The 21235-nt window shown below is 29.3% G+C and carries 20 protein-coding genes and 1 other annotated feature; of the genes, 13 read left to right on the top strand and 7 right to left on the bottom strand.

Annotated features, from left to right (window positions below):
- Nucleotides 1-8 precede the first annotated feature (8 nt).
- Both J3477_RS01740 and guaC read right to left on the bottom strand, forming a co-directional pair.
- A complete protein-coding gene (locus J3477_RS01740) occupies nt 9-1328 on the bottom strand; it encodes an FAD-binding oxidoreductase (protein ID WP_206867834.1) in 1320 nt (439 codons plus the stop codon).
- A gap of 259 nt (nt 1329-1587) precedes the next feature.
- A complete protein-coding gene (guaC, locus tag J3477_RS01735) occupies nt 1588-2571 on the bottom strand; it encodes a GMP reductase (protein ID WP_206867833.1) in 984 nt (327 codons plus the stop codon).
- 327 nt (nt 2572-2898) lie between these two features.
- Between guaC and J3477_RS01730 the strand changes: the two genes are divergently transcribed.
- Complete coding sequence (locus J3477_RS01730) at nt 2899-3450, top strand: GNAT family N-acetyltransferase (RefSeq protein ID WP_206867832.1); 552 nt, start codon at nt 2899-2901, stop codon at nt 3448-3450.
- 76 nt (nt 3451-3526) lie between these two features.
- Here the strand turns inward: J3477_RS01730 and hflX are convergent, their stop codons facing one another.
- Entirely contained in the window at nt 3527-5323 is a 1797-nt protein-coding gene (gene hflX, locus J3477_RS01725; protein WP_206867831.1) for a GTPase HflX, read from the bottom strand.
- Nucleotides 5324-6115: 792 nt separating this feature from the next.
- On the opposite strand from hflX, the gene J3477_RS01720 reads away from it, so the two are divergent.
- On the top strand, nt 6116-7027 hold the full coding sequence (locus J3477_RS01720) for a hypothetical protein (protein ID WP_206867830.1): 912 nt from the start codon (nt 6116-6118) through the stop codon (nt 7025-7027).
- Between the two features lie 235 nt (nt 7028-7262).
- Here the strand turns inward: J3477_RS01720 and J3477_RS01715 are convergent, their stop codons facing one another.
- Both J3477_RS01715 and J3477_RS01710 read right to left on the bottom strand, forming a co-directional pair.
- Nucleotides 7263-7715 (bottom strand): hypothetical protein, encoded by a 453-nt coding sequence (locus tag J3477_RS01715; protein ID WP_206867829.1) that lies wholly within the window; start codon nt 7713-7715, stop codon nt 7263-7265.
- A gap of 144 nt (nt 7716-7859) precedes the next feature.
- Complete coding sequence (locus J3477_RS01710; RefSeq protein ID WP_206867828.1) at nt 7860-8786, bottom strand: AEC family transporter; 927 nt, start codon at nt 8784-8786, stop codon at nt 7860-7862.
- A gap of 563 nt (nt 8787-9349) precedes the next feature.
- Between J3477_RS01710 and J3477_RS01705 the strand changes: the two genes are divergently transcribed.
- The 4 genes from J3477_RS01705 (at nt 9350) to J3477_RS01690 (ending at nt 13123) form a co-directional block, all read left to right on the top strand.
- Complete coding sequence (locus tag J3477_RS01705) at nt 9350-9790, top strand: YiiD C-terminal domain-containing protein (protein WP_206867827.1); 441 nt, start codon at nt 9350-9352, stop codon at nt 9788-9790.
- A 190-nt stretch (nt 9791-9980) separates the two neighbouring features.
- Nucleotides 9981-10283: a DUF3795 domain-containing protein gene (locus J3477_RS01700; protein WP_206867826.1), complete on the top strand. Its 303-nt coding sequence runs from the start codon at nt 9981-9983 to the stop codon at nt 10281-10283.
- A 298-nt stretch (nt 10284-10581) separates the two neighbouring features.
- Nucleotides 10582-10833, top strand: a binding site (T-box leader).
- Nucleotides 10834-10958: 125 nt separating this feature from the next.
- Nucleotides 10959-12479: a lysine--tRNA ligase gene (lysS, locus tag J3477_RS01695; RefSeq protein WP_206867825.1), complete on the top strand. Its 1521-nt coding sequence runs from the start codon at nt 10959-10961 to the stop codon at nt 12477-12479.
- 86 nt (nt 12480-12565) lie between these two features.
- Nucleotides 12566-13123: a beta-class carbonic anhydrase gene (locus tag J3477_RS01690; protein ID WP_206867824.1), complete on the top strand. Its 558-nt coding sequence runs from the start codon at nt 12566-12568 to the stop codon at nt 13121-13123.
- 176 nt (nt 13124-13299) lie between these two features.
- Here J3477_RS01690 and J3477_RS01685 read toward each other — a convergent pair whose 3' ends face one another.
- The gene (locus tag J3477_RS01685; protein WP_206867823.1) at nt 13300-13902 is read right to left on the bottom strand and encodes a hypothetical protein; all 603 of its coding nucleotides are present in this window, start codon (nt 13900-13902) and stop codon (nt 13300-13302) included.
- 262 nt (nt 13903-14164) lie between these two features.
- Between J3477_RS01685 and J3477_RS01680 the strand changes: the two genes are divergently transcribed.
- On the top strand, nt 14165-14671 hold the full coding sequence (locus J3477_RS01680; protein WP_206867822.1) for a hypothetical protein: 507 nt from the start codon (nt 14165-14167) through the stop codon (nt 14669-14671).
- Between the two features lie 115 nt (nt 14672-14786).
- On the opposite strand, the gene J3477_RS01675 is transcribed toward J3477_RS01680, so the two are convergent.
- On the bottom strand, nt 14787-15476 hold the full coding sequence (locus tag J3477_RS01675) for a GntR family transcriptional regulator (protein WP_206867821.1): 690 nt from the start codon (nt 15474-15476) through the stop codon (nt 14787-14789).
- 251 nt (nt 15477-15727) lie between these two features.
- Here J3477_RS01675 and J3477_RS01670 point away from each other — a divergent pair, with 251 nt between their 5' ends.
- From J3477_RS01670 to J3477_RS01645, 6 genes are all read left to right on the top strand, one after another.
- Nucleotides 15728-17128: a glycoside hydrolase family 1 protein gene (locus J3477_RS01670; protein WP_206867820.1), complete on the top strand. Its 1401-nt coding sequence runs from the start codon at nt 15728-15730 to the stop codon at nt 17126-17128.
- 406 nt (nt 17129-17534) lie between these two features.
- Nucleotides 17535-18077, top strand: coding sequence for a GNAT family N-acetyltransferase (locus tag J3477_RS01665; RefSeq protein ID WP_206867819.1), 543 nt, complete (start codon nt 17535-17537; stop codon nt 18075-18077).
- 191 nt (nt 18078-18268) lie between these two features.
- On the top strand, nt 18269-18970 hold the full coding sequence (locus J3477_RS01660; RefSeq protein WP_206867818.1) for an HAD family hydrolase: 702 nt from the start codon (nt 18269-18271) through the stop codon (nt 18968-18970).
- A gap of 209 nt (nt 18971-19179) precedes the next feature.
- Nucleotides 19180-19647: a GNAT family N-acetyltransferase gene (locus J3477_RS01655; protein WP_206867817.1), complete on the top strand. Its 468-nt coding sequence runs from the start codon at nt 19180-19182 to the stop codon at nt 19645-19647.
- A 167-nt stretch (nt 19648-19814) separates the two neighbouring features.
- The gene (locus tag J3477_RS01650) at nt 19815-20387 is read left to right on the top strand and encodes an NUDIX hydrolase (protein WP_206867816.1); all 573 of its coding nucleotides are present in this window, start codon (nt 19815-19817) and stop codon (nt 20385-20387) included.
- Between the two features lie 172 nt (nt 20388-20559).
- Complete coding sequence (locus J3477_RS01645; RefSeq protein WP_206867815.1) at nt 20560-21102, top strand: hypothetical protein; 543 nt, start codon at nt 20560-20562, stop codon at nt 21100-21102.
- Nucleotides 21103-21235: the final 133 nt, after the last annotated feature.

Raw genomic sequence — 21235 nt, 5'->3', positions numbered from 1 at the left:
GTTGGTATTCAATAAGGTCTTATTGATTGCTGGAACTTAAAGAAGTTAGTTGGATCGTATAATTTTTTAACTTCTTTAAGAAGATAATAATTTTTGCCATAGTATTCATAACCATAATCAGCTAATTCAGCATAAGGGAAGTTGACATAAGAACCATTAGTAAGAGGCTTAACAAATCTAAAAACTTTTTCAACCCAATTTTTATATTCATTTGCCTCATTATCTTCTTTCCAATCAGCAGTTATACCTAGTATATATTCTGCTTTTCTATAGTAATATGCTGTATGGTTGTTTGGAATTTCATCTATAGCTCCACCTAGAGAATACAATCTTATAAAACACTCATCTGTACCAGGGCTGTTGTCTATATATTGAACCAATTTTCTAATATCTTTTCTAGATAGTGGTTTATATACAAATCTACCAGTTGCCTTAAACTTATTTGGTGGATCATAGAAGGCACCGATAGCCTTTATGGCATCGATAAAAGCAACATATTCAATATAGGAATTTTCTAATAAATTAGGCAGTAATAAAAAGTCCTTCAATATCAATTTAGCTTCAGCTTCTGTGCCATAAAAAAAGCCGTTTAAATATATACCTTCTTTGTTAAAACCAGCAAAACAGCTGATTCTTTTATCAGCAGTTTTAAGCCAATATTGCCATAATTCTACAAAGTCTTCTCTTGATTCATTATCCCATCTCAGTTCTATAACTGTAACTTTATTTACTTTTTGAGCTTTAAAGATATATGAAGTTGCAACACCAAAGTTTCCACCGCCAGCTCCACGACAAGCCCAGAATAGCTTTGGGTTTTCATGATTGTTAGCGGTGATTTTAGCTCCCTTGGCGTTTATCATTTCTAGTTCTAAGAGGTTGTCAGTAGTTAAACCAAAATTTCTGCAAGACAGTCCTATTCCTCCTCCAAGAGTTAAACCGGATATACCAACGGTTGGGCATGTCCCTCCTGCGAAAGCATAGCCTTTTTTAGCAAGTTCTGAATATACTTTACCTAATCTAGCACCAGCTTGGATTTTTACTACATCGTTTTTTTCATCGATTTCAATATTATTCATATAGGTTGTATCCACCACTAAAGCACCATTACTTGTGGAATATCCTTCGTAATTATGCCCACCTGTCCGAATACGTAGAGATATATCATTTTTTCTGCACCATTTTATTGCATTTGACACATCTGTATTGTTATAGCAATAAACAATAGCAAGAGGAAATTTATTAATGTCACGATTATATTCAAGTCTTAAAAATTGATATTCTTTATCTGAAGGGGTTATAACTTTACCTGTTAACCCTTGAAAATCCACGTTCTCACCTCGAAAAAATTAATAATTATATTAAAAATGCTGCTTTATTTATATGTCTTTATATAAAATATGAAAATGTATAAAACTACGTGTCAAATTTTGAAATAAATATAGGAAATTTAAAAGAATAATAGAGAAAGCTAGCAGCGAAAGATAAGATAGAATAAAATAAAAAGCACTTACATATTGCGCATTTCACAATATATAAGTGCTTAATTGAAGGGTTATGTTTAAATAATAAAAAATACATCTAATAATATTAGTAAACTTTATCACCATTGAATATTGAGTTTTTAACTATTACATAATCAACGTTTCTAATTGCATCTAACTTATTTCCGCCTGCATAGGAGATAGAGGATTGAAGATCTTGTTCCATTTCGATTAAAGTATCTTTTAAAGGTCCTTTGTAATCAACGAACATTTTCTTCCCTTCAACATTTTTTCTCTCACCTTTTTGATATTCTGAAGCTGATCCGAAGTATTCCTTATATAACTTACCATCTTTTTCGATAGTTATTCCAGGAGATTCTTCATGTCCTGCAAATAATGAACCAATCATTACCATAGTTGCACCAAATCTAATTGATTTAGCGATATCCCCATGAGTACGGATACCTCCATCAGCAATAACTGGTTTGCTTGCTGCTTTAGCGCACCAGCGAAGTGCTGCTAATTGCCATCCACCAGTTCCGAAGCCAGTTTTAATTTTAGTTATACAAACCTTGCCAGGTCCAATGCCAACCTTTGTTGCATCTGCACCAGCATTTTCAAGTTCTCTTACTGCTTCTGGAGTACCGACATTTCCAGCAATAACAAAGCTATCTGGTAAGTGCTTCTTTATATGTTGGATCATTGAAATAACTGCATTTGAATGTCCATGTGCGATATCTATAGTTATGTACTCAGGTACAAGATTTTCAGATGCCAATTGTTCTATAAAGCTATATTCATCTTCCTTTACACCAACACTGATTGAAGAAAATAATCCACGTGACGTCATATCTTTAATAAAAGCAATTCTCTTTTCTGGTTCAAAACGGTGCATTATATAAAAATAACCATTTTCAGCTAAATATATTGAAATCTTTTCATCAATGATAGTTTGCATATTTGCAGGAACTACAGGTAACTTAAATGAACGACCACCTAATTCTACAGTAGTATCACATTCAGATCTGCTGTTTACTATACATTTTGCAGGGATTAATTGAATATCTTCATAATCAAAAACATTTTCCATTAGTTACACCTCTAAATACGAATATTATTATTAAATTAAACAAAAATATTTGCCTAAATGTAGTTTACAATGTTTTTATTAATATGTCAAAAAAACTGTATTTATTTAACATATTAGAGAGCTGGTTGCCTTTATAGGACGATATTTGTTATAATTTGATAAGTAGAGTGCAATTTCTAAATTAAAATTAGAAATTTAAAAGTACATCGTTAGTATTATCAAAATATTATATATTTATATAAACCCAATAAAATAAAAATAGTATTCTATTTAGTTAATATTTTTATTTGATAATATTCGTAAATTTTAATTTAAGGGGTGGAGTAGATGCAAAAACTTTATGAAACTGAGAGATTAATTTTAAAGATTTTAGATGAAACAGATGCTGGACAAGTATTGGATTATTATATGAGAAATAGAGATTTCCTCGAAGAATGGGAAGCAACTAAAGACGAAGAGTTTTATAAAAAGGAAACTCATGAAACCCAATTAAAGAATGATTTTGAAAATATATCAAAAGAAAATATGTTAAGGCTATGGATTTATACGAAAGAAGATGAAAATAAGGTTATAGGAACATTGGCTTTTAGTAACATCGTGAGAGGAGCCTTTTGGTCTTGTTTTTTAGGTTATAAACTTGATGAGGCAGAGATAAACAAAGGATATATGACAGAAGCTCTAAGAAATGGTATTAATATAATGTTCAATGAATTTAAGCTCCATAGGATTGAAGCTAATATAATGCCTAAAAATAAGAGATCTTTAAGAGTTATCGAAAAATTAGGATTTTATAATGAAGGCCTAGCATATAAATATCTTAAGATCAATGGTAGATGGGAAGATCATATTCATATGGTTTTATTGAATGATAAAGTATGATTTTAATAAAATTAAAGGGCAACCAACTTGTGGTTACCCATTTTAAATATTTCTTTTAGATATGGCTTTATTATAGTTAAGATATTGCTAAAACTTCGAAAGCAATGCACTTTTTATAAATTTCTTCATGGACTAAAGCTTTTATTTTAGTGCCTTCTTCAAGATGATCTTCATGAAGAATCTTAGAGTTATCATGAAGTATTGATACGAATTTTTGTTGAGTATATGGAATAATGAACTGTTTCTCCATAAGTTTAACTGGGATTTCTTTACCTATATAATCAAGTAGCAGTGATAGATTTATTTCTTTTATAGCACTGACTTCAATTGTCTTTTGGTTTTTTAGAAAATCTCGTACTAGCTTTAAGTTTTCTTCTGAAGCCTTATCTACTTTATTTAGAACAACAATAGTATTCTTATCTAGTGCATTTAGCTCTTCAAGAACTAAGTTAACAGATTTGATTTGGTTTAAAACTTCTTCATTTGAGGCATCTATTACATGTAATAATAAATCAGCATCTATTACCTCTTCTAAGGTTGATTTAAAGGCTTCAACTAGATCATGAGGAAGTTTACTTATAAAACCAACAGTATCTGACAAAGCTATTCTTCTGTTATCACTTAAGGTAACAGCTCTAACTGTAGTATCTAAGGTTGCAAAGAGCATATCGGCCTCTAGAACTCCATCTTTATCAATTTTATTGGAAGCTGAAATTTCGCATAACTTATTCCTAAGAGTTGACTTTCCAGCGTTTGTATACCCAACAATAGCAACTTGGCTTATGCTGCTTTTATTTCTTTTAACCTTTTGAATGACTCTTTGTTCTGTAGCTCTATTAAGTTCATTTCTTATTTCCTCAATTCTGCGTTCTATATGTCTTCTATCAGTTTCTAGTTTTTTCTCACCAGGACCTTTTGAACCAACACCACCTCTAATTCTAGAAAGGTTAGCATTCGAATTTCTTAGTCTTGGAATCTTATGATTAAGCATAGCCAGTTCAACCTGAAGCATACCTTCTTTACTTTTTGCTCGTCTTGCGAATATATCAAGAATAAGAGTGGTTCTATCTATAACCTTACATTTTAAAGTTTCCTCAAGGTTTCTAAGCTGTGAGCCAGATAATTCATCATCAAATATGACCACATTAGCATTCTTAATCTGCTTTAAATAACTCAATTCTTCAATTTTTCCTTGACCTGCATAATATGCAGTATTAATTTTGTTTTTCTTTTGAAAAACCTTAAATACAGGAACTACATCACAAGCTTCAGCAAGACCACAAAGTTCCTCAAGACTCTCTTCGCTGTCATTTCCAAATAAAATGGCTCTTTCAATACCATCATCTTGCTGTTTAATGTCAGTAATTATTTTTTCAACATAAGATATTTTTTCTCTAAGATTTAAATGTAGAGCAGCTGATAAAGTTAAATTTCTAACTTCTTTAAAAGCTAGGCTATTATCATATACATCACAAAATGCAATGTTTACTTTTACGTTTTCTACATTTTCATTAACACCGATTGCAACCATAGCATCAAGCTTTAACTCCATTAAAGCTGAAGTATCCATAGAGGATAAAGTGCTATCTCCTGAAGGATGAGTATGGATTACTCTATAACCACTTAGTCTTTTGGTTGCTCCATCTATATAAGGTATCTCTGCGTTATTTAAACTTCCTATTGATATATCAGTTATTTTTCCTCTTCTATTTATAACTACACACAGTTCTTTCTTTATAATTCTGCTAATATCATTCATTTCAGAAACTAATTCATAAGAAAAAACACTGCTGTTATCTATATCTAATTCATATAAGCCTTCAAGTCTTTCCAGTATTAACTTTTTAATTCCATCTATATTTCCTGTTATCATACAATTTCCTCCGATCAAATTTAAGATATAGTTTCTATTCTCTGTTACCGTCTCAAGTTCCAAATTGAGATTTACGGTCAAATATATATAAAGTATTAGATTATAAAAATTTAAATTATAAAAGTCTTAGCCACATTTTCTTTTGCCTCCCGATTTAAATATTTAGCATTTAATTGGCAATTTACAGAATTGTGCTCATTTTAAACTCCTCCTAGGATGATTTTAAAAGAAAAGCCGCATAACAATGTGACCTTAATAGGACACATTGTACTGCGGCTTATTAAAAAATAAAAACCACAGATTTTCTCTGCGGTTATATTTAATCATCTTTATGTGCTAAAACTGAATCTTAAAGATTTAGGAAGTAGAACATATTAAAATGATTACTAAAGGTTTTTCAACTTATATTGTAAAACCGCAGATAGTAGGTCTGCGGTCAAAATTTACATATTAAATATCAAAAATATTAAAAGGTAAATAATATTTTTAAACACTGACAGCAGACTGCATATTTATTATTTGATTTATTATTGATTTTATCTTCAAAATTAACATTTTACAGTCTCCTTTCTTGCAATTGGTAAGCTTATTGTAAAACATATTTTTTTAATTGTAAAGAGTTTTCTTGGAATAAGTTTCTAAAGGTTTTACTAATTCTAATTTATTTACTTCATTTATACTTGTTTGCATAATATTTCCTCAAGGGCTATAATAGTTTTGGATGGAAAGTAGTGGTGAATTTTCTTTTTGTATAAGTATTTAGGCTTAAATTTTATATCGTGGAGGTTATATATGTTTGATTTGTTTAAGAAAAAGAATAAAAAGAAAGAGGAGTTAGTTGAGAATATAGTACAAGAATTCGCTAGTGATGAAGTTAAGTTGGTGGAAGAAAAAGAGTCACCTTTTGCATTATACTTATTATTTTCTAAGCAGTTTGTTTTAAGAAAAGATGAGGTTGAGAGAAGAATTAAAGGAATAAATAATGATATTGTAACTGTAGGAACAGTTGCTGACTTTGATGGAAAAGATGCTTTATATTTTTATGCTGAAATAAATGAGCATAGATTTAAGCTTATAGGAATAGAAACACCAATTCCAGATGAAATAGCTTCGTACACAATCAACTGTTCATATGGAAATGAAATAGAACTTAGAAAAATGAAAGAGCATAGTTACCATGTAATTGCTTTTTATGAAGGAAAATGTACAGATAAAAATAAGGTGTTTAATGCTTATTCAAAGTTAGCATATGGACTTTTAGAACATGGTTTATTAGGCATGGCAAACCCATATAGCTGGAATTGTATAATCCCATCCTTAATAAAGGGCATGGTGGAAGATGAAAGTGCAAAGATTTTAGCTACTATGCCAGCAATGATGGTATGGAGAAATTTTATAAAAATGCCATATAAAGATGGAGTTTGGTTTGTCACGAAAGGTAATAATCTTTATGACATATATGAATATGCCTATTTTGGAGTCTTTGAAGATTCTAATGAAGTATATGAAATTTTTGAGAGTATCTTTAACTATGTATATGATACAAAATCAGCTATATTATCTGGACATACTATGCAGATAGATAAGGATGTTTATTTAAGATTCAGAGAGGTATATGAGCTTGAAAATGACCTTCAAGGTGAGGGTATTGGCACATTGGTAATTGAGAAAATCCGTAGTAATGAAATAAATATGATTAATTAACAGACAGCAAGACTTGTATGGAAAATGATATATATACTTGAAAATTAGTAAAAAATTATATATAAAAAATTAAGTTATACTTTTTAACAATCATAGCTATGGATGTATCACTTCGTAATAAAATTTATATTTTTAAATTCTTTCACAAGAACCAGTGAGAGTTTTAAAAATAGATTTGGGATTGAAGTGGTACATCTTTATTATGATTACGAAAAAGTATAACCTAATAGCTAAATTATAGAATAGTTATTTGTGCTTGTTCCTGTTCTCTTTGAATTGCTCCTACTGTCTTTAATAAGCTTGCAATTATCGAAAATGAAAAACCAGCTGTTATGTTCACATTTGGGGTAGTAGTAAGATTACTCTGACCAGAAGCTATAGAATTTTCTACCTCTAATAATCTAGTCTGGGCTATATTACGAAATATTAAGTTTGTATAAAGACCTAAAATGTTTGAAATTATAACTAAGCGAGTAGGATGCAAAAATTTAGTAGCATCTATGCCTCTTTGTCTTTGAAGTATGATATACCTGTCTTGATACCCTGATATTATTACAATAATATAGGCTATAATGACAACTAGTGAAGTCGATATTTCTGTTTGTATCAATTGTAAGTCTAATTGATCATTTCCAGTAGAACGTATAGTTATGTTATTAGCACTGTTAGTAGCCCTGGTATTCTCCATAAATTTACCTTAAAAATTGATATAATCTATTATATGCTAAAGTAAATTAATGTTCTTTTTATTTTTAGAAAACACTTTTTACAGTATTCAATATAAATGAAAACCCTCCATAGCTTCAAAACTATGGAGGGTATAAACTTATTTTTAAGTTAAAAAAACAGCAACAATCAGTGGAATTGTAAATACGGATATTAAAGTAGTAATAAACACAGATTTTGCAGCAAGCTCTACATCGCCATCATATTTATTTGCGAATAACACGGCACTATTACCTACAGGCATAGCTAAGTTAATTAAAGCAACACCTAAAACTAATGGGCTAGTTATAAAATATTTTAAAAGTGGATATGCAATAAAAGGAATCAATATCTGTTTGATTATTGTGTAAGGATAAATTCTTAGTTCTGTAAAAACTTCTTTAATGTTTAAATTAGCTAGAGTAGAACCAATAAGCATCATCGCTACAGGGGTAGTGATATTACCAACCATATCAAAAGTAGATTTTAATACAGGATGTACAGGTATCTTTAAAAAGTAAATAACTATAGCAAGTAAGGATGATATTATCCCAGGGGATAATAGGTTTTTGAAACTTAGCTTAATTTTATTATTGGTGCCATAATTTATTAGAACTATACCTAAAGTAAATACCCAAATATTAAAAATCATATTGAAAATAGATGTATAAAATACTGCTTCATTGCCAAAAATCGCCTTCATTACTGGGAATCCCATAAAGCCTATGTTAGAAAAAACCGTCATAAACATGTAAATTCCTCGTTGATGTCTCGGAATTCTAATAATTCTAACTAACATATAACTTAATAGTGGTAATAAAGTGAAAATGATTATAGCTACTAAAAATACAAATAGAGCTTCTTTAGTGTTATTGGTTTGTTTAATCGAACTTACAGAGGCCAATACCAATGAAGGTGTTGTAACATTGAGAAGTAACTTATTTAGTTTTTGATTTAATGTGTCATCAAAGATTTTTATCTTATTCAAAAAATAGCCCAGACCTAAAATAATAAATAACTGTAGCATTTGATTAATTACAATATTTATGTCCATAGTACCCCTCTTATCCCCAAATAACATTGATTATTATTTAATAATTTCATTTATACTTATAAAAAAATTTATATAAAATTATTTAATTTATATTTTAAAACATATTTTACTCAAACTAAAATTATTTGAATTTTCTTTTTTATTAAATTTCATATTAAATAAATACTTCACAAGTTATAGTATCACTTTTTTTAAGATATTTCTAATGTATTTCTATTTTTGAAACAATATTACTAATAATGCTATGGATTTAATACCAAGTCAAAATGAAAGAAACATAAAGTGAAGATGCAGAATTTTCTTATGGAGGAAGTATTGAAGTTTTTGAGTTATTTGTAAAAAAACTTGATTTTAATAATGTTAAAGTATAACCTTGATATTATTAAGGCCATTATTTAAATTAAAACCAATTTCAGAATATAAGAAAACTAAAAAGGATAATAAATCTGATGAACTAGTATCTTTGAGGTGATTTATTTTATTTGCAGAGATAAATACAATAAGAAAAAAGAAATGGATAAGATAGATATACAAGATTTACACTAAATAAAATGGAGGCACTTATGGAAAAACACGAATTTGAACAATTTTTATATGCTCATATACCCATAACAGAAAAGATGGGATTTACTATAGTTGAATTCACGAAGAATAAAGTGAAAGTTGCTGCGAAACTTGAACCAAATATCAACCACAAGCACACTGCTTTTGGAGGAAGTATAAATTCTTTGATGACTGTCTGTGGATGGGCTATGGTGTTCATCAATATAAAAGAAGTTGATCCAGAAGCTCATATTGTTATCAGAAAGAGTAATATAGAATACTTAGCTCCAATAGATAGTGATTTTATTGCTGAGTGTGAGCTTTTAGTAGAAGAAGACAGAAATAAGTTTTTTGAAATGTATAAGAAACATAAAAAAGGCAGATTAACTCTTAATGTTACATGCCATAAGGGTGATAAATTACTAGCTAAATATGAAGGCCAATATGTTGCGTTTAAGTAAGATTTACAAATATGTAGAAATCAATTAAAGATAAAACTTTCACCAGAAGCCCGATTTTAAAATTCTCATAGTTTAATGAGAAAATTTTACTAATATAGAGTTTATTGTGAAAATATATGGTTCTTAACTAGAATTGAGTGTATTATGATATTAGATAAAAATTATTTTAATGATTTAAAGGGGATAAAATATGGAGCAAAACTTAGTTGGTAGATGTGGTACATATTGTGCCACCTGTGATTGGAAAGAAAAGATGAATTGTCCAGGCTGTCAAAGTTGTCATGGGAAGCCATTCTGGGGAGAATGTGCTGTAGCGAATTGCTCAATTGAAAAAGGACATTGCCACTGTGGTCATTGTTCTAAGCTACCATGTGATAAATTGCAAGCAGCTTTTGATAATGAAGAGCACGGAGATAATGGTGAAAGATTAATAAATCTAAAAAATTGGGCAGAAGGTAAAGAGACTTATCTTAAAGTAAGAACTTTAGAATAATTATAATTTACATTTTGAAATACCAGTGAAGTAAGTTCTATGCTTAAGTATTAAAATACACTAAAAGGATGTATTAAATAAATGTTGGTGGAAGTAAGTTTGTCCATCAACATTTTTTTAATACATAGCTAAAGTCAATTTTAAGCGAACATTCAGAGCTTTCTTGATTACAAGAAATTATTCGTAAGATTTCTAAAAAGGAGTAACCTTAAAAGTTAATAGCTGCACATGATCAATAAGTTTTTATAAAAAATAGAAAAAAGTATTTACAATTTAAAAAAATAATAGATATAATATATTAAAGACTATGAAGAGAAGAGTATATAAACTTAGGACTGTACAGAGAGCTCTATATGGTGAAAATGAGCGAGTAATGGTTTATGGAAAAAGGTCTCAGAGTTTCGCACCGATTCTGGTTTTAGAGGTAGGCTGCGACGGGTTAGCCCGTTATAGGTATAGAGTATATTTAACTATGTACTTGAAGAGGTTTATATGGCAACATATAAATAAACTGAGGTGGTACCACGAATTTATAACTTTCGTCCTCAAGATTTATAATCTTGGAGGTGAGAGTTTTTTTATTTGCAAAAAATTATTTATTTAATGGGAAAAACATTCTATTCAGTTGCAATTAATATTAAAACTATTTTTAGAAATAAAAAGGTGGTAGCTAAAATGTACAAAGAATTTGAAGAAATGCATAATTTAGAAAGAATAATGATAGATTCTAACGAGTTTGTGGTTGAAAGAATTAAAAAACTAAATAAGTTATATGAAGCAGGCATAAATCCTTATCCATATAGGTACAAAGATATAACTCATACTTTAGACATACTGGATAACTTTGAAAGAATTGATGAAGCGAAAGAATTTACCTTAGCAGGTAGAGTAATGCTACTTAGAAGAATGGGCAATGCTACTTTTGCTAATATTATAGATGAAAAAGGTAGTATTCAGATATTCTTCAGTAAAAAGCTACTTGGAATTGAAGACTATAATATTTTAAAACTTATAGATTCTGGAGATATCATTGGGGTAGAAGGAACGGTATTTAAGACACAAACTGGTGAAATAACAATTAGAGCTATTAAATTTGAGCTTCTTTCAAAATCAGTAAGAACCCTTCCTGAAAAATATCATGGAATTCAAGACGCAGATTTAAGGCAACGCCATAGATCTTTAGATATGATAATGAACAATAACGTAAAACAAAGATTTATTAAACGTTCAAGAGCTATAACTGCTATTAGAGAATTTTTAAGTAATAAAGAATTTATTGAAGTAGATACGCCTATATTGGATACTAAGTATGGTGGAGGAGAAGCAAAACCTTTTACGACTTTCGTAAATGCTTTAGATTGTGAGGTATTTATGAATGTTTCTCCAGAGTTATATTTAAAGAGACTAATAGTTGGTGGAATTGAAAGAGTTTATACCTTTGCAAGAGCTTTTAGAAATGAAGGCATAGATAGAACCCATTATCCAGAATTTAGCTTATTCGAGTGTTATATGTCATACGCTGATTATAATGATATGATGGAACTGATGGAAAACATGTATGAGTACGTATTTAATAAAGTAAACGGAACAACTGAAATTACCTATGAAGGAGTAAAAATCGATTTTAAGGCACCATGGAAAAGAGCAAAAATGTGTGATCTTGTAAAGCATGATACTGAAATAGATGTTTATAATCTTACAAAAGAAGAAATAGTTGAAAAAATCACTATAAAAGGTCTTTTAGAAGAAAAACAAAAGGACGGTTTAGATGTTAAGAAGGCTTCAAAGGGAGAGCTTATAGTAACCTTATTTGAAGAATACTCAGAAAAAAAGTTAGTGCAACCAACATTTGTCATAGATTTTCCTAAAGAATCTTCACCGCTTTGTAAGGTTCATAGAGAAAATCCAGACTTAATAGAAAGGTTTGAGCCATATGCTTATGGTGTTGAACTTGGTAACGCATATTCTGAACTTAATGATCCTTTAAGACAAAGAATATTACTGCATGATCAAGCATCAAAACTTAGGGCAGGCCTTGAAACTGCCAGTCCTATGGATGAAGAATTTGCTGTTGCAATTGATACTGCAATGCCACCAACTGGAGGCTTAGGAATAGGAATTGATAGAATGATAATGTTCTTAACAGAGACTAGCACTATTAGAGATGTTATCGCTTTTCCATTAATTAAAAGGTAAGATACGTTTAGAAGTGATTATTGGATATGAATATAGTATTTGTGCTATAATTAGCTAATAGATTTTTAAGACTTGGGGGTGTGGTTTTGAGTAAACTACAAGAAATACTTGAATTTAATAAGGAATTTGTAGAAAATAAAGAATATGATAAATACAAAGCAACTAAAAACCCTAATAAAAAATTAGTAATACTATCATGTATGGATACTAGACTTACAGAACTTCTTCCTAAGGCACTTAATTTGAAAAATGGTGATGTTAAGCTAATTAAGAACGCAGGTGCATCTATAATGCATCCATTTGGAAGTATAGTAAGAAGTATTGTTGTTGCTGTATATGAATTTCAAACTGATGAGGTTTTAGTAATTGGACATCATGGCTGTGGGATGAGTAACTTAAATGTGGATAGTACTTTAGAAAAAGCTATGGAAAGAGGAATTTCTAAAGATGTAATAAATACCTTATGTAATGCAGGTATTGATGTAAAGAAATGGCTCCATGGTTTTAATTCTGTAGAAGAATCAGTTAAGGAAAGTGTTGAACTTATAAAGAATCATCCTTTAATTCCAAAGGATATAAAAGTACATGGTTTAATTATAGATCCTGAAACTGGAAAACTTGATGTTGTTGTAAATGGATATTAATATAATATCATAGTGAAAAAAGTCCCAATCTCTTAGCTTACGAGAGTTGGGGCTCTTTTTATATCTTGAAAGAGATAAGATATTATACTTTTGATTAAAATATCTTTAAATTTCATATAGTAATAGCCTTAAAATTTCACTAATATAAAAGCATATGAAATTTAGAAATAATGAAGTTATTGGATACTAACTGGATACCATTTTAAGTCTTCTAAATGTATAGAAGATGTATCTTTAGGGTTATATTGATATTTATAAACTGGATAATCGTTTTTATCAAAAGCAACAGGATTCAGATTGCTAGATTGAATCATTTTATCCCAGATGAATATAACCGTTTCGCCTGAAGAGATAGACTTGCTTTGAATATCTGAACCAGTACCAGCCTTAATAACTTTGACATTTGGGTCATTATTTTCGACGGCCAAAACAGTTATTTGTTTGTTGGTGTCGGAACTAAAGCTTTCCCATCCAACGGTTTTAACCAAATCATTTTTCATAGCGTCATCAAAGAAATAAGTGATTGAATTATAATGCCATAAAAGTCCTTGTTTCATAACTAAGGCGGTTTTCAAACCAGCTGGAGTTTTTAATAATAATACACTTCCCCAATCTCTTTTAACTTCCCCAAACTTATGTACATTACCGTTTATTCCTGGTGCAGTTTCAGCCGCTTTCATAGGTGAAAGTCTATAACCTTGAAGGTAGATAAATGATGAAGTGAAAAGTACAATTAGAAAAACTAAAATTATAGGCTTAAAGTAAGATGTTCTTTTCATACATAACTCCTTACATAGAATATTTAATTAAAATTAATAATATTACAACAGTGATTGATTAGAAAACTTATGTTAGGTTGTTAGAAAATTGTATAGATTAACCTTAAGATCATATAAGTTAATGGATAAAATTAGAAGTATATAAAAATAATACTATAGCATGTGACTTGTTGCAAATGAAAATGCTAAAAATGTAATAAGTTTAAGTTTTTTGGGAAATATAACTGTAGGCTATAAGAATTGGATATAATAGGAGGGAAACATGAAGAAGTTTATTAGTAGTTTTCTAATTTTATGTACACTTATGATAACCCAGCCTTACTTCCAAAGTGAAGTCAGTGCTAGACCTACAGAGGAATATCCTTCAGTACATTCAACTTTTCAGACATATGATCAAAATTCAATTCCAAGATTATTAAAGGCAGAACAAATTTCAGCTAACCAAATCAAGATAACTTACGATAGAGATGTTGATAAAAACTTAGCAGTACAGCCTGCAAATTATTGGATAAAAGATTTGAAAAATGAAGAACCTGAAGGAATAGCTACAGTTGGGCAAAATTGTGAGGCAGATAAAAACAATTCTCTTACAAGAGATATAGTTAAAATAGAATCTAAAAATGGACTTTTAAATGTATATATACTTACCTTTAAAAGTAAAATACCTAAAGGAGAGCAGTACAAACTTGTAATATGTAATATTACAGTAGAAGGTGCTCAACCATATCATGGTGATAATGGGGCAGGTATGTTTGCAGGAAAATTTTAATTGAAAATAAAAAAATCGCAAATATAAATTGTATTTGCGATTTTTTGCGTATCTACTTTTATGAATGTATGTGAGAAAAAGCAGTAGTAATAAATTTTTATTATCCTAAAATAAGCTATCTCCTACAGTAATAAGTTAATCTATTTTCTCTAGTTTTTGTAAAAGAGTATTCATAAACTCGTCCATTAGTTAAATAGCCAGTGTTGGTAACTTGCATAACTAAAGTATCTTTTTGCAGATCTAAGAGCTCGTACTCTTCATCATTCAGCTTTACACAACTAATATTTCTTATGCTATGACTTATTCTGAAGTCATACTGAGCTTCTATGTAAGTCAGCAGACTTGACTCACAATCTTTTACCGTAAGATTAGAAAAGATTGAATAGGGCATGTATATCTCCTCTAAATGATGTAAATTAGAATTTACATAGCGAACTCTAATGATATACCATGCTTTAGAGCCAGAATCTATATTAAGATAATCGCAAATATTGTCAGGCGCAGTCACTAGTTCGAATTTATGTACATCAGATTTTATATTTTTGGCTATATGATGATCAGACAATGAAGTGATAAATAGATTGTTATTATCATATGCTGTGAAATCCATAACATAAGTGAGTCCACTAGAATTTTTGGTTAGATAATTTCTTTCAATAAGATGATCAATAACCTTCCTTATTGTGTGTCTATTGCAATCATACTTAATGGATAATTGTGTTTCGGAAGGAATTTTAGAAGAAGCAGGCATTTCACCTGATATAATCTTACTAATTAAGTCATCAATAATTTCCTTACTTTTCAAGCTAATCCCCCTAGTCTATGTTTATCTATAGTAATTAGTTGTTATACTAAAGCTTATTTAATATAATCAGCATACTGAATATGATATTGTTCATAATAAAATTATAACACAATTTAAACTTTAAGAAAAAAATTCTTGTATAGACAATCTATCAATAGAATAATATCAGTTGATAAAATTGACTTAAGACATTTGGAATATTTAATTAATAAACATAGGTATAAATATTGAGGAGAGAGGTGCAGATTAATATGGCAAATTATAAACTACCAAAAGATTTCTTTTTCGGAGCAGCTATGTCAGGACCACAAACAGAAGGCGCACATAATAAGGATGGGAAGTTACCATCAGTTTGGGATAATTGGTCTGATTTAGAGATAAATGCATTCCACAATAATGTAGGATCTTATGTAGGTAATGATTTCTATAATAAATATGAAGAAGATATAAAAATATTAAAGAGTTTAAATTTTAAATCATATAGAACATCTATTCAATGGTCAAGACTTCTTGATAAAGATGGAAATTTAAATCCAAAAGGAGTTGAATTCTATCACAAAGTAATTGATTGTTCATTAGAAAATGGTATTGATGTATTTATGAATCTTCATCATTTTGATTTACCACAATATCTTCAAGATAGAGGTGGTTGGTTAAACAGAGAAGTGGTTGAGGCATATGGTAATTTTGCAAAGCTTGCATTCAAGGAATTTGGTTCAAAAGTTAAACATTGGTTTACATTTAATGAACCTATAGTTGTTTCAATGCAAATGTATATGAGTGGAGCATGGTACCCATATGAAGTTAATTACAAAAAAGGTATGCTCGGACAATATCACATTACATTAGCCCACTGTTTGGCAGTAAGAGAATTTAATAAATTAAAAGCAGAAGGAGCTATTCCCGATAGCTGTGATATAGGACTTATTAATAATTTTGCACCACCTTATACTAAAGAAAATCCTTCAAAGGAAGACTTAGAAGCAGTTAGAATGACTGATGGTATACATAACAGATGGTGGCTTGATGTATGTAGTAAAGGAACCTTACCTAAGGATATATTAGATACATTAAAGGAATTAGACCTTCTTCCAGACTTAAGAGAAGGTGATGAAGGAATCTTATCTTGTGGCAAAGTGGATTGGTTAGGCTTCAACTACTATCAACCAGCAAGAGTTCAGGCTCCAGCAGAGAAGTTTTACGAGTATGGAAATCCTAAGTTCTCAGATCCTTATATCTGGCCGGAAAGAAAGATGAATGTTTATAGAGGCTGGGAGATATATCCTAAAGGAATCTATGACTTTGCAATGAAGATAACTAAAGAATGTCCAGGGCTTCCATTCTTTATATCAGAAAATGGTATGGGGGTAGAAGGCGAAGAAAAATACAGGAATGCTGATGGATTAATCGAAGATGATTACAGAATTGATTTTGTTAAAGAGCATTTAGAATGGGTAGCAAGAGCAATAGAAGATGGAGCTGATTGTAGAGGATATCACTATTGGGGAGCTATTGATAACTGGTCATGGAACAATGCCTTCAAAAACAGATATGGTTTTGTAAGTGTTGATTTAGCTAATAAATATGTTAGAGTTAGAAAAAAATCAGCTGCTTGGATAACAGCTGTAGCTGAAACTAATGAAATAATATAATAAATTTGAGAAAATGATAAAAGGGTTAGGATAATTATGAATTTGTATAATGGTCCTAACCCTGATTTTATCTATATATTTATATGATTATTTAAATATATGAGTATAGAAATTGTGCTGTTTTATTTTCTAAATTTAGTTAAAATAATTTTAATTTAGGGTTATTTGGTAGAAATGGGATGTCTATTTATCTATAATTAAGAATGAAAGGTTAAAGCGTTATAAAATAAGAATTGTAAATTTTAAAATTAGAGTTAATAAAGAAAGCTAATTTAATAAGTTATGAATGTGCCACTTCGTAATAAAACTTATTATTTTTAAATTCTCTCAGCAGAAGCCGCAAGGGTTTTAAAAATAGATTTCGGTTTGAACTGGTACATTTTTAGCTAGGAAGATGAAGGTAAATATGAATGGGGTAATTTATAAATCTAAAATTATAACTTTAAGATATACTGAAGAAAAGGATTTGAAATTTGTAATTAATGCTGAGAGAGCTTCAGATAATGCTAAATTTGTTGGGCAATGGTCAGAAACTCAGCATCTAAATTCATTAAAGGATGAGGATGTCATGCACATAATTGTTGAATCTTCGGACACAAATCAACTTATTGGCTATGTTATTCTTGCAGGACTTCAAAATATAAATCATAACATTGAATTTAGAAGGTTTGTAATTTGTCATAAAGGAAAGGGATTTGGTAGAAAAACCTTGAAGCAGATAAAACAAATAGCTTTTGAAAAATTGAATGCGCATAGACTATGGCTTGATGTAAGAATAAATAATTCAAATGCACAAAAACTCTATAAGTCAGAGAGTTTCATTGAGGAAGGGATACTTAGAGAATGTATCTTAAATGGTGATATGTATGAATCTTTAATCGTAATGTCAATATTAAAAAACGAATATGAAGCAGAAGATAAAAATGCAGAAAAGCACAAGCAGCAGTAAGTTCACTAGCTAGTAGTTTAAAATTTAAATAAAAAAGGCGTTAGGAAAGTAATAAACACAATATTATTTGAAATATTTTCCAGGAAATAGCGAGTTGTTTTATTACTTGATTTGTTAGTTTTAAGTTAAGTTCCAGATATATTAAGATTTAGTTATAACCTAGAGAATGTATTGTGAAAGAGGAGTATATCATGAATCATAATATAAAAGTGGCTTTTTTTGATTTGTTTTTTACGCTGATAACCCCAAGATATAACAGTTTAAAAAATGAATATGATGTGTTAAACATAACAAAAGAACAATGGGAAGAATATGCAGAAGACATAAAACTATATACAGTTAGGGCTACTGGAAAAGAAAAAAATCCTTATATTATAATTAAAAATATAATGAAGAATATAGGACAAAATGAGAATCATCAAGCATGTGAAGAAATTCTAAAGTTAAGAGAAGATAGATTTAGACAATCTTTAATTGAGATTGATCCAAAGATAATAAGTGTGCTTCAACATATAAAGGAAAGTGGAATTAAACTGTGTCTAATTAGTAATGTAGATATTATTGATGTCATGCATTGGGATAAATCACCTTTAAAAAGCTTATTTCATAAAGTTATTTTTTCCTATGAAGTTGGTTTTCTTAAACCTAATAGAGAGATATACGAATTAGCATTAGAAGAAATGGAAGTTAATTCATCAGAGTGTATTTTTATTGGTGATGGAGGCTCGGATGAGCTTAAAGGGGCTAAAGAACTAGGAATTACAACAGTACTTGCAACTCATTTTTTAAGGCGAGAAACTAGTGAACATGAAAAGATGAAAATATTTGCCGATTTCTGCATAGAAGATTTTGATGAAATTATTGAAATATTGTTTAAAGATGAAACATTTTAATCCGAAATCTATTTTAAAAACTCCTATAGGTGCTGAGATGAGAATTTGAAAATATAAATTTAATTATGAAGTGATTCATCAATATAGATAAATTGTTTTTTTGAATAGTTAATAAAATAATAAATTTCATATTAGATCTTTTGAGTTTTTACTATGATGTAAGAAGCTGAAGAGAAGTTACTTAAGAATAATGTTAAGGAGATGGCTTTGTGGATATAGAAATTAAGAAGGGTGATGTAAATCACTCAGATGATTGTTACGAAGCACTAATAAAGTCAGAGATAGGTGAAGCTTATTTTAAAAGTTTCGATGCTAAAAAGATATTGTTAGGTGGATTGAAGAATAAAGAAATAGATGTAGCACTAGATATTGAGGGGAATTGTTTAGGGTTTATTTGGTACGAAAGATATGGTGCTTTTGGAATACACACATATCTACATATAATTGCAGTTAAGCAAGAATTTAGAGGTAAAGGAATTGGGAGAAAGTTAATAGAACAATTTGAAGAAAATACATTCAATAAGGATAGCATGATATTTCTAATGGTGGCAGACTTTAATAAAGATGCAAAGAAGCTGTATGAAAAAATAGGATATGAGCAAGTTGGTATTATACCGAGCTTTTATAGAAAAGGCATAAATGAGCATTTGATGATGAAAACTAAGCCTGAGAAATAAAATGTCTGTATTACTATAATATTTTACACAAAAAGTCATATAGAGAATTACGACTATGGATTAAAGGAAAAGCATATTAATGGTTATTTATAAATATTTGAAAAATGAAGCTTTCATGTATATAATTGGTATATAAATATTGAACGTATTTGATGGAGGCAGTAGATATGGATTTTATAGAGCAAATTAATAGATATATTCCTAAAAATGAACAAGAAGAAGAAGACAAAAGAGTAATTCTTGAATATATAAAGCAGTACCCCCACAATATTTTAATTAGAGATAATGAATTTGCGCATATTACAAGTTCGGGTTTTATAATGAATAAGAGTTTAGATAAAGCTCTTATGATTCATCATAATATAAGAAATACATGGGCGTGGACTGGAGGTCATGCAGATGGAGATGGTGATCTTCTTCATGTAGCGATTAAGGAGGCTAAAGAGGAAACCGGAATTTCTAATGTTGCTGAATTAAAAGGTGAAATAGCTTCTCTTGATATCTTACCAGTTTATGGTCATTATAAAAATGGAAAGTATGTAAGTGCACATTTACATCTTTCAATATCCTATATATTGATTGCTGATGAAACTGAAACTCTTATAGTTAAAGAGGATGAAAATAGTGCAGTTGATTGGTTTACTATAGATAAATTTACAAGTGAATATTTTGATGCTAATGATGTTTATTTATATAATAAGTTAATTGCTACAGCTAAAAAAATGAACAGTAAAATATAGTGAATTTATAAATATAGAAGCAGGAAGACATGAATTGTCCTCCTGCTTCTATATTTATTCCTATTTTCAGAATTCTGTATAGTTTTAAAAATAGATCTTTAAATTGATTGAATATATTTTATGAAAATTGGATATTTTATTTTCAGATAAAAGAATGATAGTAGGTGGTAATATGAGAAAACCAAGGAAAAAGTACTTATTTTTTCTACCCATTGCAGCTATATTAATTTTAATTTACTATTTTTCAATAACAGTAAATTTTGATAATGAAAAGTTGGCTAAAAAAGGGGTACGAAATTTAATAAATAAAAGTGCTAGTATCGAAGATGTTTTTATACTACAGTCTATAAATCTTGGGAAAGAAAAATATACATTAGTTGAAGTTAATAATAAGCTATTTTTATTACAGTTAGGAGATAAATTATTTAATAGATATAAAGTTACAAGTATAAATAGTTTCTTTGGAAGTGCACGAGCACAGGTTTTTCAAGCAAGTGATGGTAAGTATCTCATATACTATGGAAAAGTTGAAAATCCTTCAATAAAATATGTTATTGTAAATACTGTGGACAAAAAATATAGAATTAAGTTTTCAAATGCACGAAACATACTTGATTATTGCAAAGTTGAAGATTCAATCCCAACAGGTGACCTTGTAGCCACCTATGATTATTATGACAAAGATGGTAAGTTAATATTAAATGGTTCATTTTAATATGATTTAAAGTTGAAATCAAAATAATAAAATTAACCAGTAAAACTTAAATAATTTTAGTTAAATTGGTAAATATTAATATCTATAGCGATGTTGGAATAAATATTTTTTAAAAATCCACTTTTGATTTATA

The sequence above is a fragment of the Clostridium zeae genome, from assembly GCF_017312485.1.
GTDB classification, from domain to species: Bacteria; Bacillota; Clostridia; order Clostridiales; family Clostridiaceae; genus Clostridium_AR; species Clostridium_AR zeae.
Note: the sequence above shows the minus strand (reverse complement) of the source record. Positions and strands in the feature narration are given on the sequence as shown.

Excerpts from the sequence above, each read along its gene's own strand:
- guaC (WP_206867833.1), bottom strand. The coding sequence starts at position 2,571 with ATGGAAAATGTTTTTGATTATGAAGATATTCAATTAATCCCTGCAAAA.
- J3477_RS01730 (WP_206867832.1), top strand. The coding sequence starts at position 2,899 with ATGCAAAAACTTTATGAAACTGAGAGATTAATTTTAAAGATTTTAGAT.
- hflX (WP_206867831.1), bottom strand. The coding sequence starts at position 5,323 with ATGATAACAGGAAATATAGATGGAATTAAAAAGTTAATACTGGAAAGA.
- J3477_RS01720 (WP_206867830.1), top strand. The coding sequence starts at position 6,116 with ATGTTTGATTTGTTTAAGAAAAAGAATAAAAAGAAAGAGGAGTTAGTT.
- J3477_RS01715 (WP_206867829.1), bottom strand. The coding sequence starts at position 7,715 with ATGGAGAATACCAGGGCTACTAACAGTGCTAATAACATAACTATACGT.
- J3477_RS01710 (WP_206867828.1), bottom strand. The coding sequence starts at position 8,786 with ATGGACATAAATATTGTAATTAATCAAATGCTACAGTTATTTATTATT.
- J3477_RS01705 (WP_206867827.1), top strand. The coding sequence starts at position 9,350 with ATGGAAAAACACGAATTTGAACAATTTTTATATGCTCATATACCCATA.
- J3477_RS01700 (WP_206867826.1), top strand. The coding sequence starts at position 9,981 with ATGGAGCAAAACTTAGTTGGTAGATGTGGTACATATTGTGCCACCTGT.
- lysS (WP_206867825.1), top strand. The coding sequence starts at position 10,959 with ATGTACAAAGAATTTGAAGAAATGCATAATTTAGAAAGAATAATGATA.
- J3477_RS01685 (WP_206867823.1), bottom strand. The coding sequence starts at position 13,902 with ATGAAAAGAACATCTTACTTTAAGCCTATAATTTTAGTTTTTCTAATT.
- J3477_RS01680 (WP_206867822.1), top strand. The coding sequence starts at position 14,165 with ATGAAGAAGTTTATTAGTAGTTTTCTAATTTTATGTACACTTATGATA.
- J3477_RS01670 (WP_206867820.1), top strand. The coding sequence starts at position 15,728 with ATGGCAAATTATAAACTACCAAAAGATTTCTTTTTCGGAGCAGCTATG.
- J3477_RS01665 (WP_206867819.1), top strand. The coding sequence starts at position 17,535 with ATGAATGGGGTAATTTATAAATCTAAAATTATAACTTTAAGATATACT.
- J3477_RS01660 (WP_206867818.1), top strand. The coding sequence starts at position 18,269 with ATGAATCATAATATAAAAGTGGCTTTTTTTGATTTGTTTTTTACGCTG.
- J3477_RS01650 (WP_206867816.1), top strand. The coding sequence starts at position 19,815 with ATGGATTTTATAGAGCAAATTAATAGATATATTCCTAAAAATGAACAA.
- J3477_RS01645 (WP_206867815.1), top strand. The coding sequence starts at position 20,560 with ATGAGAAAACCAAGGAAAAAGTACTTATTTTTTCTACCCATTGCAGCT.